This window comes from Mycobacterium sp. NGS15 (genome assembly GCF_059813245.1).
Map to the genome: position 1 here is coordinate 1 of NZ_JCALEF010000011.1, position 15,087 is coordinate 15,087.

At 64.4% G+C, this 15,087-nt stretch carries 15 protein-coding genes and 2 pseudogenes; 9 read left to right on the top strand and 8 right to left on the bottom strand.

Features of this window, described 5'->3' with window-relative positions:
• The 7 genes and pseudogenes from AC5Y5C_RS24650 to AC5Y5C_RS24680 all read left to right on the top strand — a co-directional run.
• Positions 1 to 577 (top strand): annotated as a pseudogene (locus tag AC5Y5C_RS24650) (mammalian cell entry protein); the annotation flags it as partial.
• Positions 570 to 1,616, top strand: a complete 1,047-nt coding sequence (locus AC5Y5C_RS24655) for an MCE family protein (RefSeq protein ID WP_499977301.1) — start codon at positions 570 to 572, stop codon at positions 1,614 to 1,616. The pseudogene AC5Y5C_RS24650 and the gene AC5Y5C_RS24655, both read left to right, overlap by 8 nt.
• Positions 1,616 to 2,743 (top strand): MCE family protein, encoded by a 1,128-nt coding sequence (locus AC5Y5C_RS24660; RefSeq protein ID WP_499977303.1) that lies wholly within the window; start codon positions 1,616 to 1,618, stop codon positions 2,741 to 2,743. Before AC5Y5C_RS24655 ends, AC5Y5C_RS24660 begins: the two co-directional genes overlap by 1 nt.
• The gene (locus AC5Y5C_RS24665) at positions 2,743 to 4,098 is read left to right on the top strand and encodes an MlaD family protein (RefSeq protein WP_499977304.1); all 1,356 of its coding nucleotides are present in this window, start codon (positions 2,743 to 2,745) and stop codon (positions 4,096 to 4,098) included. Before AC5Y5C_RS24660 ends, AC5Y5C_RS24665 begins: the two co-directional genes overlap by 1 nt.
• Positions 4,095 to 5,345 (top strand): MlaD family protein, encoded by a 1,251-nt coding sequence (locus tag AC5Y5C_RS24670; protein ID WP_499977305.1) that lies wholly within the window; start codon positions 4,095 to 4,097, stop codon positions 5,343 to 5,345. The genes AC5Y5C_RS24665 and AC5Y5C_RS24670 overlap by 4 nt, the downstream gene beginning before the upstream one ends.
• A 37-nt stretch (positions 5,346 to 5,382) precedes the next feature.
• The gene (locus tag AC5Y5C_RS24675) at positions 5,383 to 6,051 is read left to right on the top strand and encodes an Rv1363c family protein (protein WP_499977307.1); all 669 of its coding nucleotides are present in this window, start codon (positions 5,383 to 5,385) and stop codon (positions 6,049 to 6,051) included.
• Positions 6,052 to 6,069: 18 nt separating this feature from the next.
• Positions 6,070 to 6,867 carry a mannan-binding protein gene (locus AC5Y5C_RS24680; RefSeq protein WP_499977309.1) on the top strand — a complete coding sequence of 266 codons (798 nt, stop codon included), beginning with the start codon at positions 6,070 to 6,072 and terminating at the stop codon, positions 6,865 to 6,867.
• A gap of 68 nt (positions 6,868 to 6,935) precedes the next feature.
• On the opposite strand, the gene AC5Y5C_RS24685 is transcribed toward AC5Y5C_RS24680, so the two are convergent.
• The 7 genes from AC5Y5C_RS24685 to AC5Y5C_RS24715 all read right to left on the bottom strand — a co-directional run bounded on the left by AC5Y5C_RS24685 (position 6,936) and on the right by AC5Y5C_RS24715 (position 13,310).
• Complete coding sequence (locus tag AC5Y5C_RS24685) at positions 6,936 to 8,216, bottom strand: acetyl-CoA C-acyltransferase (protein ID WP_499977311.1); 1,281 nt, start codon at positions 8,214 to 8,216, stop codon at positions 6,936 to 6,938.
• 77 nt (positions 8,217 to 8,293) lie between these two features.
• The gene (locus AC5Y5C_RS24690) at positions 8,294 to 8,536 is read right to left on the bottom strand and encodes a hypothetical protein (RefSeq protein ID WP_499977312.1); all 243 of its coding nucleotides are present in this window, start codon (positions 8,534 to 8,536) and stop codon (positions 8,294 to 8,296) included.
• A 130-nt stretch (positions 8,537 to 8,666) separates the two neighbouring features.
• Positions 8,667 to 9,041, bottom strand: a complete 375-nt coding sequence (locus AC5Y5C_RS24695) for a DUF4345 family protein (protein WP_499977314.1) — start codon at positions 9,039 to 9,041, stop codon at positions 8,667 to 8,669.
• Positions 9,042 to 9,191: 150 nt separating this feature from the next.
• Positions 9,192 to 10,376: an NAD-dependent formate dehydrogenase gene (locus AC5Y5C_RS24700; RefSeq protein WP_499977315.1), complete on the bottom strand. Its 1,185-nt coding sequence runs from the start codon at positions 10,374 to 10,376 to the stop codon at positions 9,192 to 9,194.
• A 156-nt stretch (positions 10,377 to 10,532) separates the two neighbouring features.
• On the bottom strand, positions 10,533 to 11,423 hold the full coding sequence (locus tag AC5Y5C_RS24705) for a LysR family transcriptional regulator (RefSeq protein ID WP_499977316.1): 891 nt from the start codon (positions 11,421 to 11,423) through the stop codon (positions 10,533 to 10,535).
• A 107-nt stretch (positions 11,424 to 11,530) separates the two neighbouring features.
• A complete protein-coding gene (locus AC5Y5C_RS24710) occupies positions 11,531 to 12,436 on the bottom strand; it encodes an LLM class flavin-dependent oxidoreductase (protein ID WP_499977317.1) in 906 nt (301 codons plus the stop codon).
• Positions 12,429 to 13,310, bottom strand: a complete 882-nt coding sequence (locus tag AC5Y5C_RS24715) for an SDR family oxidoreductase (RefSeq protein WP_499977318.1) — start codon at positions 13,308 to 13,310, stop codon at positions 12,429 to 12,431. Before AC5Y5C_RS24715 ends, AC5Y5C_RS24710 begins: the two co-directional genes overlap by 8 nt.
• A gap of 165 nt (positions 13,311 to 13,475) precedes the next feature.
• Between AC5Y5C_RS24715 and AC5Y5C_RS24720 the strand changes: the two genes are divergently transcribed.
• Positions 13,476 to 14,369, top strand: coding sequence for a LysR family transcriptional regulator (locus AC5Y5C_RS24720; protein ID WP_499977319.1), 894 nt, complete (start codon positions 13,476 to 13,478; stop codon positions 14,367 to 14,369).
• Here AC5Y5C_RS24720 and arsC read toward each other — a convergent pair.
• Entirely contained in the window at positions 14,366 to 14,707 is a 342-nt protein-coding gene (gene arsC / locus AC5Y5C_RS24725) for an arsenate reductase (glutaredoxin) (protein WP_499977320.1), read from the bottom strand. The genes AC5Y5C_RS24720 and arsC overlap by 4 nt on opposite strands.
• Before the next feature lie 142 nt (positions 14,708 to 14,849).
• Here arsC and AC5Y5C_RS24730 point away from each other — a divergent pair.
• Positions 14,850 to 15,087, top strand: a pseudogene (locus tag AC5Y5C_RS24730) (hypothetical protein); the annotation flags it as partial.

The following is a 15,087-nucleotide window of genomic DNA, read 5'->3' on the forward strand; positions in this document are numbered from 1 at the left end:
AGGTGTGATCCAGTCTCTGCAGGGCGATCAGGCCTCGATCACCGCGCTGGTGGATCAAACTTCCACGTTGACAAAGACATTCGCGGGCCGTGATCAGGTCCTGGGCAATGTGATCACCAGTTTGAGTACCGTGACGGGTAACTTGGCGCAGCAGAACGACAGTCTCGACAAGGCCATCACCAATACCCGGAAAGTGGTGGCCGACTTCGACTCTCGCCGCCCCGAGCTGGTCGACTCGGTGGGCTCGCTGGCACAGACCCTGCGACGGGTGTCCACGATCACCGACGAGGTCTATCCGTCGCTCGACGAGCTCATCACTCGCCAACCCGGCTTCGCCAGACACATGGTCGAAATCGAGCCGAAACTGGCCTTCCTCGGCGGTAACCTGCCGCTGCTGCTCAAAGGCCTGGCCCGCATCACCGGTGACGGCGCCTACGGCAACGCCTACATCTGCGATCTGAACATCACCGGCTTCTTCCCCGGCCTGAACGACGTGGTGCCGATCATCGTCAACGCGGCAACCCCAGGCAACGTCACCCAGCACACCCCGCGATGCAGGAACCTCGCCGATGGCTGAGCAAACGAGATGGCAGAAGATCAAGAGCCGGCCGGTCGAGACCTACAACAAGACATGGCTCGGGTTCATCGCTATCGCCGTGATCGGCGCGCTGGTCGGCGGGATGCTGTTGGTCAAGGCCATCGGCTTCGGCTACAGCACGTACACCGCTGAATTCGCGCAGGCAGCGTCGTTGCGAAAGGGTCAGCCGGTCACCGTGGCGGGCATCCCGCTGGGAACGATCACCGGCATGAAGCTGGTCGGAGATCATGTCGAGGCCAAGCTCTCGCTCAGTGACGACGTGAAGCTCGGCAAGGACACCAGGGCAGCGATCCGGGTGACCACCATCCTCGGCTCCCGTTACCTGGACCTGCGCCCCGAAGGGCCGGGATCGTTGCCCAACAAGACAATCGACCTCGCCCACACGGAGGTCCCCTACGACTTGCAGGCGACTCTGAAGGATGTGACGAACACCTTTGACCAGGTCGATTTCGACAAGGTGGCGCAGTCGTTGAGCATTCTGGGTAAGCAGCTCGACGGGTTACCCGAGGTGGTCCCCCAGGCCATGCAGAACATCCAGACGCTGTCGGGGATCATCGCGGAACGACGCGACCAACTTGGCACGCTGCTCAAGAGCACCGAGAAAGTCACCAACACGCTGCATCGTCAGCAGCAGGGCATCGGCACCCTGATCAACCAGGGACAGAGCCTGATCGGCGAATTCGTGGTGCGCCGCGGCACATTCCACGCGATGATGCAGTCGCTCACCAACTTGATCGAGCAGCTCAGCAAGATTGTCATCAAGAACCGGCCGCAGCTCGACGAGATGCTCAAGACGCTGCATCAGCTCACCGACATGCTCGGCCAGCATGACGACCTGCTGCGCAACATTCTCCAGGTCGCACCCGTCGCGCTCCGTGGCGTTACCAATGCCACCGGCACCGGCAACGCCATCGAGTTCAACGCACCCAACGGTCTGGCCGTCGACTCCTGGATGTGTGCAATCAGCGGTCGGGCCAAGCAATTCGGCATGATCCAGTACTTCAAGGACTGCAAGTGATGAACAGCAAGGGTGCCGGAAAAGGCAAAGCCATCGCCGTCATCGCGGCGATCGCGGTAGTGGCGGCGGCAATCGTCGGCGCAGGTGCGTACTACGTGAAGTCCCAGCTGGATCACATCACGCTGACCGCCCAATTCGATAACGCCTCCGGCCTTTACGAGTCGAATGTTGTTGCAGTGCTAGGCATGCCGGTCGGAACGATCACAAAGATCACGCCCCGCTCGGGGTATGTCGACGTGGAGTTCACCGTCGACAAGGACGTCAAGGTACCCGCCGACGTACAGGCGGTCACTCTCTCCACGTCGATCCTGACCGACCGCCAGGTCGAGCTGTCCCCGCCGTACCGCGGCGGGCCGACGCTCAACGACGGCGACACCATCGGGCTGGACAAGACGAAGACACCGGTGGAATTCGACCGTGTGCTGGGCGTGCTCGACAAGTTGTCGGTATCACTCAAGGGCGATGGCAATGGCCAGGGCCCGGTGGGCGACATCATCAATGCGGCCGCCGGAGTCGCGGACGGCAATGGCGACAAGATCAAGTCAGGTCTTGACGAGCTGTCGAAAGCACTGCGGCTCAGCGCAGAAGGCGGCGTAACCACCCGTGAGCAGATGACCACCATCATCAAGAACGTCAGCTCACTGTTCGACGCTGCGGCCACCAACGACGGGAAGCTGCGCGAGTTCTCCACCACCATCCACCAACTCAGCAGCGTCATCGACGACGAGGCTCTCGGGACCGGTAACACCGGCCGCAAGCTCAATAATCTGGTCAAGCAGGCCGGCGACCTCCTGGAGGCCAACCGCGACCACATCAAGGCTGCGATCCTCAATGGCAATACGGCTCTGAAGACGGTCTCGGATAACCAGCGCGAACTCTCCGAAACCATCGACATCGCGCCGCTCGCCGTGGAGAACCTGTACAACATCATCGACCAGGACAACGGCTCGCTGCGTGCACGGTTCCTCACGGACAAGCTGCTGTTCGAGAGTCAGACCGCCAAGGAGATCTGCAACATGATGGGCCTGCGCCAACTAGGCTGCAGCACAGGAACATTGCAGGACTACGGGCCCGATTTCGGCCTCTCCTATGTGCTCGACGGGCTCGCGGCGATGGGGCAAAAGTGATGGCGACACGCAAGCGACTGGCAGCCGCGGGCACGGCCACGATGCTGGCCGCCACCGTCCTATCGGGATGCGGAACCAACGGCCTGGGCGACCTGCCGTTGCCCGCCCCCGGCGTCGGATCGGGCGGCTACCATCTGACGGCGCTGTTCTCGAACATCCTGAACCTCCCGAATAACGCCAAGGTGAAGCTGGCGGGTGCGGACGTCGGCCAGGTCGACGACATGCGGGTGAGTAACTACACCGCCATCACCACGTTGCGCATCATCCACGGAGTCCGGCTACCCAAGGGCAGCACCGCCGAGTTGCGTTCCGCGACACCGCTCGGCGACGTCTTCGTCTCGATTCGCCCCCCGGCCGACGCGACATCGGACTCGCCCGTCCTCACAGAGGGCGACACGATCGGCCTCGATTCGACAATGGCCGCAGCGACGGTGGAATCCGTGCTCAGTTCGGCGGCGCTTGTCTCCAACGGAGGAGCGGTACGCAATCTAACCAATGTCATCAACGGTTTCGGTAAGGCCACCGGCGACCAGGGCCAGGCGTTTGGTGATCTGATCAAGGACTCCAATCGCCTACTGGGAACATTAAATACACGATCCGGGCAGATCTCGGAGGCTCTCACTCAGACTGCGCAGCTGGCCGATCAGCTCGACACCAAGAACCAGACTCTCACCGATATCGTGAAAGAGGCCGATCCGGCCACCGAGGCGCTCGCCGCCAATACCGCTCAGCTCTCGCAGCTGATTCTCCAGATCGGCGCTACCACCAAACAGCTGCAGAAGTTCCCGTCGATCGCGGGTACCGACGCCAGCGGACACAGCCTCATCAAGGATGCGAACACGGTCGCCAAGGCGTGGAATGACATCGCGCAGGATCCGACGGTCGATATCAACAATCTCAACCGGCAAATCACCACTCTCATCAAATCCACGCCCAGCAATGCGATTTCGGTGCGTGTGAGCATCGACCGCTTGGTCTTGGGCTCGATACCGGATGCCGGGTTCAAGGGCGATGTCGGCTCGCACGGACCCAAGCGCTACAACTGGGCTCAGCTGGTCGGTTCCTTCAAATACACGCTGTGGCGCCTGCAGGAACGCGTCGTGGGCAAGGGCGTGTACGGCGATGACGTCCCGATGCGGCCGAGCCCGACCGAACCGGGTGTAATCGAACGCGTGCCGGGCCCGCCGCCTGGGGCCGCCCCGCCGGCGACATCCGACCCGGGTGCTCCGGTACCGCCGCCTCCCGGACAGGCTGATCCCGCGTCGGCTCCGATTCCTGGCGCCATACCCGGACCCGCTCCGGGCCCCGCACCCGCTCCGGGCCCCACTCCCGGGCCGGAGGGGATGGGCCAGTGATCAACGCTCTCGCCAACGGCCTCGTCGGCACCGTTCGTGCCGGACACCGGAAGAAGATGGTGCTCTCGGGCATCGCACTGGCATCTGTACTGCTGATCGCGATCGCGTATCTCACCGTGGGCGCCTTGCGCATCAGCCCGTTCTCGGGCACGTATCGCGTCAAGGTGCAGCTCCCGGAATCGGGCGGTCTGCTGCCCAACCAGGATGTCGCACTGCGCGGCGTGAAGATCGGGACGGTGCAGTCGTTGGCGATCACCCAGCAGGGTGTCGACGCGGTCGCCGAGATCCAATCGAAGTACAAGATCCCCGCCTCCGCGAAGGTACGGGTCACCGGTCTCTCGCCCGCCGGCGAGCAGTACATCAACTTCGAGGGTGTCTCGGATCAGGGCCCGTTCCTCAAGGACGGCGCTGTGATCTCCGAGGGCGCCCAAGTGCCCGTGACATTGGCCAAGCTGCTGGCCGACGCGGACGGCCTGCTCGCGCAGGTGGACCCCAAGAAACTTGAGCTCATCAAGAAGGAACTGAGCCTGAGCAAGGAGGGGCCGCGCAAGCTCACCGAGATCATCGACGGCGGCACCTTCCTGCTGAACACCCTCGATTCGGTGCTGCCGGAGACCACCAGCGTCCTCAAGACCAGCCGGGTGGTCCTGACACTGGCCACGGATAAGAACTCCGGCATCAAGGCCACCGCGAACGAACTGGGGCGCACCCTGCGCGGTATCGAGAAGATGCAGAACGGCTACCGAACCCTGGTGGATCAGACCCCGAAGACCTTGGGCGCGGTCGACAACCTGTTCGCCGACAACTCGGACACCATGGTGACCCTGCTGGGCAACCTCGCAACCGCCTCCAAGTTGCTTTACCTGCGTGTTCCCGCCCTCAACGCCCTGTTCCCCAACTACCGGGCCTCGGTATTCGACGCGCTGATGAGCATCATGCATGACGGCGGCATCTGGGCCACCGCCGATCTGTACCCGCGCTACGTGTGCGACTACCCGACACCACGGCTGCCGCTATCGGCCGCGGACTATCCCGAACCGTTCCTCTACGCCAACTACTGCGCGGACGAGGATCCGGCGGTCCTGATCCGTGGTGCCAAGAATGCGCCACGGCCAGCTGGAGATGACACTGCCGGACCACCCATGGGCGCCGACATGGGTAAGAAGTCCGATCCGACACCGAAGGGCCGGTTCCAGGTACCGACCCCCTATGGTGGACCGACACTGCCGATCGAACCCCCGCGTTGACGCCTGACCTGCGAATCAGATTCAAGGAGCTACTACCGTGGTCACCATGACCAAAGAAGACGTCGACTCCACAAGCGACGCCGACACGGACAAGGTCGACGAGAAGGAAGCCGCAAACACCGCTGCGGAGACCGACTCGACCGACACCGACGATGCCGAATCGACAGCTGTCTCTGATTCGGAGACCCCTAGCCGTGACGACGAGGAAGGCTCGTCCGGACCGGTGGCATGGGTGCGCTATGCCGTCATCGGGGCCGTCGCGGCAATCCTGGTAGGCGCTCTGGTGTTCTCGGGTGTCGTGGGCTGGAAGGTCTGGCAGCAGCACCGGATCGACGCGGCCGGCGAGCAGGCCCAGGCGATCGCCGTCCCCTACACGGAAATCTTGACCAGCATCGACACCAGCAGCGTGGACGAGAACTTCCGGCAGATCCTCAACGGATCAACCGGTGATCTCAAGAACGAGTTCACCAAGGCCAGCGTGCAGCTGCGTCAGCTGCTGGTCGACAACAAGGCCGCCGCACACGGCAAGGTCGTGAACTCGGCGATTCAGTACAAGTCTCCGGAGAAGGTCGTGCTGCTGATGATGGTCGATCAGAGCATCACCAACACCCAGCGGCCCGATCCGCGGATCGACCGTAGCCGGATGAAGATCACCATGGAAAAGATCGATGGCCGTTGGCTAGCGAGCAAGCTGGAGTACCTGTAAACCGCCGGAAAGGTCATCATGCGGATTTCTAAGCTCTTCACCGGGCGGGTAGCCCGAGGGGTTACGGGAGGGGCCGCCGCTGCGCTGGTCATCAGCGCGGCGCTCAGCAGCGCGCCATTGGCGTCTGCGTCGGCGCAGTCCTTCTGCGGCGAGCTCGGCGGTAACTTCGACGGGCTGTACTGCCACACGGTGGTGAGCTCGCCGCGTAAGGCAGATCGCGATATCAAGGTCGCCATCCCCGAGTTGGTAGACAGCAACCCCGCCATCCGTGAGTACCTGCGCAATCTGTACAACAACTGGAAAGCCAAGGGCGCTGACATGATTCAGGACAGCTATGGCGAGGAGAACTTCCAGATCTTCAACCACGGCAGCACCACATCGATCGTGTTTCACGAGGATTACCACGCCAATGGCCCGCAGGTGAACAACGCGTACCGGACCTTCAACTACGACGGCGGTAAGCGCCTGGTGCTCGCCGACATTCTCAAGGGCGGCGATTTGAATGCCATCCCGCCGATCGCCGAGCCGTTCATCATCGAAGCCCTGGACCGGTCGGCGCCGGGGCACACCCCGCAGACCTACCCGTTCACACCTGACCGCTGGACCCCGGACAAGGTGTACTCCGGTGCGTACAAGGCGTGGGCGCTGACACCGGACGAGCTGATCATCTACATGCCGGATTACCCCGTGGCGCATGACTATCCGATCGATTACTCCCTGGGCCAGCGGGTGTACTCGATGGACGGCGGAACCGTGGAAGCGCATATCCCGATTGGCGCCATCGCCCCGATCCTGAAGCCCGGGTACGGAGGCTAGAACGCAATGGGTAACGCCCGCCTACGAGCGACAACGCTTGTAGGCGGGCATTTTCCGCTTCTGGAGGGTTACTCCACGCGTTCAAGCACCGCGCTGGCGCCGTGCCCACCGGCCGCGCAGATGCCCAACAGCGCAGTGCTTTTCCCGGTGAGCGCCAGCTCATTGGCCATGGTGGTGACCATGCGGGCGCCGGTGGCGCCGAACGGGTGACCGATCGACACCGAGCCGCCGTGCACATTGACCTTGTCCATATCGGGCGTGCCTACGGCCTCCGAGCGCCCCAGCCGCTCGGCCGCCCACTTCTTGGAGCCGAGGGCCTCCAGCACCGAAAGGGTCTGCGCCGCAAAGGCCTCGTGGATGTCGATGTAGTCGACGTCGGCGAGGGTTAGTCCCGCCTTTTCCAGCGCCCGCGGCATCGAGATGGCCGGTCCGATGAGCACCTCGTCGGCGGGATCGACGCTGACGTAGCTCCAGGACCGGAACGCGGCCAACGGCTGCAGACCGAGAGCACGCGCCTTCTCCTCGCTCATCAGCAGCACCGCGGCAGCACCATCGGTCAGCGGACTGGCGTTACCGGCGGTCACCGTGCCGTCGCGGTTGAAGACCGGCTTCAGCGTCGCGAGCTTCTCCACACTGGTGTTCTCGCGGACCAGCCCATCGCGGGTGACGCCGTTGACGGGCACCACCTCACGATCGAAGCGTCCCGACTTGATAGCGGCGGCCGCGCGACGGTGCGAGCGCACCGCGAACTCGTCCTGTGCCTCACGGGTGATGCCGTGGATCCTGGCCATCTTGTCGGCCGACTCCCCCATCACCTCACCGGTGGTCCGCTCTTCGATCTTGGGCCGGCGCGGCAGCAGTCCGGTGAAGGGCGCCAGGCTCAGTGCGGCGTCGAGGTAGTCCTTCGGCTTGGGCTTGCCCAGGGCGAGCGGGGCCGCGGCGTGAATGAGCTTCTGCGGCAGGTTGACTCCGGCATTGGAGGTGGAATCGGAACCACCGGCGATCATGACGTCGTACTCGCCGCGCTCGATCGCGGCGGCCGCGGTGGTGATGGCCTGCAGACCGGACGCACACGCGCGGGTGACGGTGTGTCCCTCGACGCCGTGCCCGAGCTTCAGATCGAGCGCGATCTCACGAGCGATGTTTGGCGCACCCGCCGGCAAGATGACGCCACCCCACACAATGGCCTCGATCTCGCTGGAGGAGATCTTGGTGTTATCGAGCAGACCACGCACCGCCTCGTCGGCCAGTGCAATGGTGTCGATGCGGGTGAACTCGCCGAAGGCCCGGACGAACGGAGTACGCGCGCCCGCGACGATGACGGCGCGACGCTTGGCAGGAGCAGTCATGGCGGCGAGCCTACTCGCGAGTCAGTTGCCTGTTTACGCGGGTATGAGGTTCGTAAATCAGGCATTGATCGAACCAGTCAGAAAGCCAGATCCCTTGCGAGCTTGGACGCACCCAGCGCCATGAAGCTGCCGGTGAAGGTCGCCCAGAAGACCGCCGCCGGTCGCGGTAGATCCCCGCGCACCACGTGAGCGACACCGTGTGTGGTGTCAAGGGTGTCCACCATCAGGGCCAGTCGCTGCCACCGCGGCCGCTCCGACTCGGGACACGTCAGGTAACCCACACCCAGGGCTATCGCGCGTGCGCCAAAAACCCTTGTCACATAGGATAATTCAGGGGTGGCCGGCACCCGGCTCCATCGGGCCATCAGTTGTGGGACCGCTAAACCGACAATTCCCGAAGCGACGCGTCCAAGCGCAATTCCCCGCAATGCTCCATTGAGACTCATATCGTCAGACATTCGATCGCTCGAAAAGAGCCGCACCCGCCGCCAACTCCAGCGCCGCGAAGACACCCGTGGGCCACGGCCGGACCCGCCGTTCGAAACCGCCCGACAGCAACCGTGTCACACCCATGCCGTAACTGGCATAGCGGACCGCGGCGCGCAGACCCGACGAACGCGGCGTGTCGTCACCGGCCTGCGCCAGGGCCAGCGCGAAGGCCAAGGGGATGCCTCCGTACACGGCGCGAATCTCGGTGCGGGACTCGCTAGTCGGTGCGTCGCCGCCGAACATCTGGGGCACCGATGACGGCTTCACAAGGGCGAAGATGCCGATTCCCGCGTAAAACCCGGCTGCCACTTTGCGCAGTGTTGTGTTGTGACTCATGAGGACGATGTTGCCAGGATGAGGCGGTCCTGACACTGCCAATCGGTGCCAGATCCCGCCGGATCCATGCCAACTGACGCTGATGCGCGTCGGAGCCAGGCCGCTGTCAGGGATCAGTCCCCGACAGCGGCCTCCCGGCTTCCTCTGGGTTTAGGTGCCCGCACCGGGGCTGGCCGAGCCATCCGCGGTGTAGGACTTGGCTCCGGTACCGGCCAGCTGGCCTCCCTCGACGATCAGGTACTCGTCACGGATCGGCCGCCGATCGAAGAAGTCTTCGAGGATTTCCCGGGTACCGGCCGCATACCTGGCCTGCGCCGACAGCGTGGTACCGGAGACATGCGGGGTCATCGCCTCGTGGGGCATGGTGCGCCACGGGTGATCGGGGGCCGGCGGCTGTGGGTACCAGACATCACCGGCGTAACCGGCAAGCTGCCCGCTGCGCAGCGCGTCGACCACCGCATCGCGCACCATGATCTCGGCACGCGCGGTGTTCACGATGTACGAGCCGCGGCGCATGGAGTTGATCAGGTTCGCATCGAACAGGTGATAGGTCTGCGGGTGCAGCGGGGCGTGGATGTCAACGACATCCACGGAGCCGGCCAGAGACTGCACATCCGGGTAGTAGGTGAGCCCCAGCTCCTGCTCCACCTCGGCGGGCAGCCGACGAGTGTCAAAGTAATGTAGCCGCACACCAAATGGCTTGAGCCGACGCATGACCGCCTGCCCGATGCGCCCGGCCGCGATGATGCCGACATCGAACCCCTCGAGGTCGTAGGCCCGCTCAACACTGTCGGCGATGTTCCAGCCTCCGTCGACGACCCACTGATGCGACGGCAGGTAGTTGCGCACCAACGCCAGGATCTGCATGACGGCGTGCTCGGCGACGCTGATGCTGTTGCAGTACGTCACCTCGGCAACGGTGATACCCGCCTTGATGGCTGCATCCAGATCCACATGATCGGAGCCGATGCCGGCCGTCAATGCCAGCTTCAGCTTGGGGGCCTTGGCGATCCGCTCCGCGCTGAGATATGCGGGCCAGAAGGGCTGGGAGATAACCACATCGGCGTCCAGCAGCTCCTTCTCGAATACCGAGTCCGGCCCGTCCTTGTCGGAGGTGACCACCAGCTCGTGCCCCTGTCCCTCCAGGTAGCGGCGCAGGCCAAGCTCCCCCGATACACACCCGAGCAGTTCACCCGGGGTGAAATCGATGGCCGACGGGGTCGGCAGGCTCTGCCCGTCGGGGTAGTCGCCGATCACCGGGATCGAGTCCCGGGCGTATACGGGTGGATAGCCCGTCACCGGGTCGGGGTAGAGCACACACAAGATCTTCGCCATGACCACTCCTCTGCGGCGGTCAAGTGGCCGCCAGTTCCGTTGATGCAGACTGCTTTTCAGCGATCCGATGCGTCCCTATCGACGCACTCTCAGTGTCCGGCGCGAGGCAGCGGGGTGTCCAAGACGAAGTTCCGACCACTCGATAGGCGGAGCCGATCAGACCTGGTCGAGCGGTGCTGCCGTCTTCGCCAGCGCACGCGCCAAGAGCGATGCGGGCTCACCCGCGGTGCGCACCAGGGCCACCGGCGAGCCTAAGGTCGGCGCCTGCAGCTCCACGATTCGCGTGCCTGTCGGCGCAGGCACGGTGGCGAACCAGGTTCGCGCGACGATCGTCGCCCAGCGGCCGGTGCCGACGAGGGCCAGCAGTGTCGCAACGGAGTCGGCCTCCAGGCGAGGCGACACCGTCAGCCCGCGCTCGGCAGCCGCCTCGTCGATCCGATCGCGGTCGCGCATACCCTTGTGCAGCAAGCACATCGGCAGACTCAGCGCCTCCGACCAGTCGATCGGATCCAGAGCATCACGCAACAACGCGTCGCCCGCCACCAGCACGTAACGCTCCTCGTACAGTCGGGTCAGCTCGAGTCCTTCGGTCTGCAGTCCGTCGTCGTAGACCACACCCGCATCCAGTTCGAATCGGCGGATCCGGTCCAGGATCTCCGCGGATCGCAGGCTGGACTCGATCCGTACCCGCACCAGCGGGTGTTCGGCGCAGAACGCATCGGCCAACAGCGCAACACGGGTGGCCGCACCGGGTACCACCCCCAACCGCAGTTCACCGGTGAGTCCGCTGCGCAGCGCCGTCACCTCGTGCTCCAGTGCGTCACGATCCGCGAGAATCCTTCGTGCCCAAAGGACCAGGCGCTCCCCCTCCGGGGTCAGGCCCTCAAAGTTCGATCCGCGCAGTACCAACGGAACTCCCAGCTCGTGTTCGAGCTTGCGGATCGCCTCCGAAAGCGCCGGCTGGGACACGTAGCACGCCGATGCCGCCCGAGCGAAGTGTCGTTCCCGTGCCAATGCTACGAAATACTCAAGCTGACGGAACTGCATAACTCGTTCTACCACTAGCGATCGGTGCTGCCTATTGCCCGCAGCCGGAGTCGCCACCGCCGCGCTGGTGGGCAGGCAGGGCGCCACGTGGTCACATGCGTTCGGGTTCAGGGACCCAACGCGGGAACAAGCCGCTCGAGAAACCGGACACCCGCTTCCATCTCGGTATCAGCCGGCATCAACACCACATGATCGGCTCCCGCCTGAAGGTGTCTGTCCACCAGCGCCGCGATATCCGCGGGGCTACCGTGAGCGACCAGGTCACTGACGAGGCGATCGCTAATACCCGAGATGTCCTCATCGGCATATCCCGAGCGTTTCAATCCATCGCGAACCCCAAGTAGCTCCATTCGCATCGATACCGTCTTGCGGGCAAGGGCTTTGGTGTCACAACCGTCATCGGCTGCAATCACGTCCATGCCGACCACCACCAGCTTGTCGGGGCCCAGCAGCCGCCGCACCTCCGCGGTGAACGCAGGGGGTCGTCCCGCGGGCATCGCCCCATCGGCGGCCTCGCGGGCCAGTGCCAACAACTTCGGGCCGTTGGCCGCGACAATCCTCGGATAGCTCGCGCCAACGGCCGGTAGGGGCGTCGGCTGGTCCATACGCGCGAGATAGTCCCGCATCGCACCAATCGCGCTGCCGAACTCGCGTCCAACCATTTCCGCTTGCACGGGATAGCCCGAGCCAAGCCCAAGCACGAACCGCTCGGGGTAAGCCTGGGCGAGCATCGCGGCAGCACCGTGTGCGGTCACCGCTGGGCGTGCCCAGACATTCGCGATCCCCGTCGCGAACGTCATGCTCTCGGTGGCGGCGAGCAGAATGCCCGCCTGCACCAAAGCGTCCTTGCCGCCGACTGGTTCGTTCAGCCATGTCGCACGGTAGCCGGCCGCTTCCAGGCGCACCACCGCCGCACGCTGCTCACCTACCGAGGGCATGCTGGTGAAAGGCATGGGCAGAAATGCGCCGACGGGTCCTAGCGCGCGGCGTGCCGACGCGACGATGTCACTCATCGAAGTAGTGTCCCTTCTCGAGGTCAGCGATGAGTCCGGGCTGCACCGGATGCCAGCACAATCGCTCTTGGGTAAGCACGCTCGACGCGGGCAGGTCCAAGGCGAAAAACGCACCGAGCCAACCGAAATGGTCGTATGCCTGTTCAACCGGGACCGACTTGACCGGCAGGTCCAGGTGACGACCTACAACTTCAGCGATGGCGCGTACGGGCACCCCTTCCTCGGCAACCGCGTGCACGCGTGTACCCGCCGCCGCACCCTCCAGCGCGAGCCGGAACAACCGAGCGGCGTCCAATCTATGCACGGCGGGCCATCGATTGGACCCGTCCCCGGGGTATGCCGAAACCCCAGCGGTGCGGGCAATTTCGATGAGACGAGGCACGAACCCGTGATCCCCCTCCCCATGAACCGAGGGCGCCAGCCGCACCGCCGAGACCCGCACACCACGGTCAGCGAGGGTCAGCGCGTCCTCGGAATGGCGCGGGGACTCCGGCGCCTCAGCGTCTTCCTCCGTCAATGGGCGTCCGAGCCCAAACCCCGCCAAGCCGGAGGTGACGACGAATGGCTGCCCCGTCCCGGCGAGCGCCTCGCCGATCGCGGCGATGGCACGCGTGTCGATGTCGGCGGCCTCGCCGTAGTTCTCAAAGTCGTGCACGAATGCCAGATGGGCAACCGCGTCCGCGGCGAGAGCGCCGGCCCGCAGGCTATCGAGATCGTCGAGTGAACCGCGATGCACGGCGGCCCCCGCGGCGGCGAGCTTGGCCGCAGACGATTCGGAGCGAGCCAGGCCGGTAACCGAGTGCCCCGAGTCGATGAGCTCGCGGACGACGGCCGAGCCCACGAAGCCGCTGGCCCCGGTGACGAAAACACGCATGATGCGCTCCTAGAAATTGTGGTGAAATCGATGGGACCAGCCTGCGCCCGGCCCTCGCCATGTGTCCAAGGCCTATCGCACATGAGTCAATACCGATCAGGCATCACAGCAGTTCCTACCGACTTTCAAGACGCCGCGGGTGGCATCCCGGGATACCATTTGAGTATGACCGACTCGGCACCGTTGGACCTGGATCTGCGCTTGGTCCGGTACTTCACGGTGGTGGCCGAGCACCGTCATTTCGGCAGGGCCGCCGCCGAGCTTCGGGTGGCGCAGCCGTCCTTGAGCCGCCAGATCAGTCGGCTGGAACAGCAGCTTGGCGCACGGCTGCTCGACCGCACGCCGCAAGGCTCCAAGCTGACCGATGCCGGAGAGGTCTTCCTCGCCAAGGCCAAAACGTTGCTGCGGTCGGCCGACCAGGCCGCGGCGCAGGCGCGGGCGGCCGCACAGCCGAGCCATCTCACCGTCGGATACTCGATGGGGCTCATCGTGACTCCCGCCGTATTGCGGATGCGCGAGAAGCATCCGGAGGCCGACGTGCAGGCGACGCACCTGAAGTGGGACGAGGCGCGGGCCGCACTACTCGATCACCGGGTAGACGCGGTGGTGGCGCGCCTACCGTTCCCCACCGACCGACTGCATGTCACGATCCTGTACGACGAGCCGCGGGTGGTGCTTCTGCCGACTCATCACCCACTGGCACAACGTGATTCGTTGACCCTTACCGACATAGCCAACGAGCCGATGCCACGGATACGCAATGCCGACCCGTCATGGAGTGCGTACTGGCGCGTGGAACCACGGCCCGACGGGACCCTCGCCCCCGACGGACCCTTGATCGACGCCCTGGAGGACAAGTTCGAGGTCATCGCCTCCGGCCAGGCCATCTCCCTGTCGGCGGGCTTACACGGCAACGCGTATCGGTCAGATGTCGTTGCAATTCCGCTCACCGGAGTGGAACCGAGTCACGTCGTCCTGGCCACCCGCGCCGATGATCGGGGCCGCCTGGTCGCGGCTTTCCGCAAGATCGCACAGTCGATCCTGAAGGGACCGGCCTAGAGAATCTCGTCGACCGCCTCAGTAGGCCGGGCCATGCGAGTTCCCTTGGGGGTCACCACGAATGGCCGCTGAATCAATCGCGGATGGGCCACCATCGCGTCAAGCAAAGCGTTATCGGACGCGTCTGCGAGGCCTAGATTCCCGTACTCGGCCTCACCGGTGCGCACCGCGTCCCGCACGGTCAGCCCGGCGTCACGAATCAGCTTTTCCAGCTGCGCCTTGGTGGGCACATCGTCGAGATACTTCACGACGGTAACGGTGACGCCCGCCTCCTCGAGCCGGGTCAGCGCCTGACGAGACTTCGTGCACCGAGGGTTGTGGTAAATCGTCGCATCCACAGCTTCAACCTACAGGTAGGCGCCCCACAGGATTCCGGCGCGAACAACACTCAACGTTCGCCACATAAATCTCTTTGGCCACAACGGTTTCTGGTTTCACATCGGCGGTCTCTTTGTCGGTGAGTGTGGTTAGTATTCGAACATGTGTTCGATCGGGGTGTTGGAGGCGGCGGTTGATGCCTTCTGCGCCGACACGTTCGATGGGTTGACCGCCGCTGAGGCGTTGACGGTGCTGGCACGTTTGGAGGTGGTGCAGCGCCGGCTGTCTTATAGCGGGTTGGGGCTGGTTCCGAAGGTGACGTCTCAGGCCTCGCCGGTGGAGTTGGGTGGCACCTCGCATGCGGACGTTTTGTCGCGGCGGTTGCATATCAGTAGAAGCG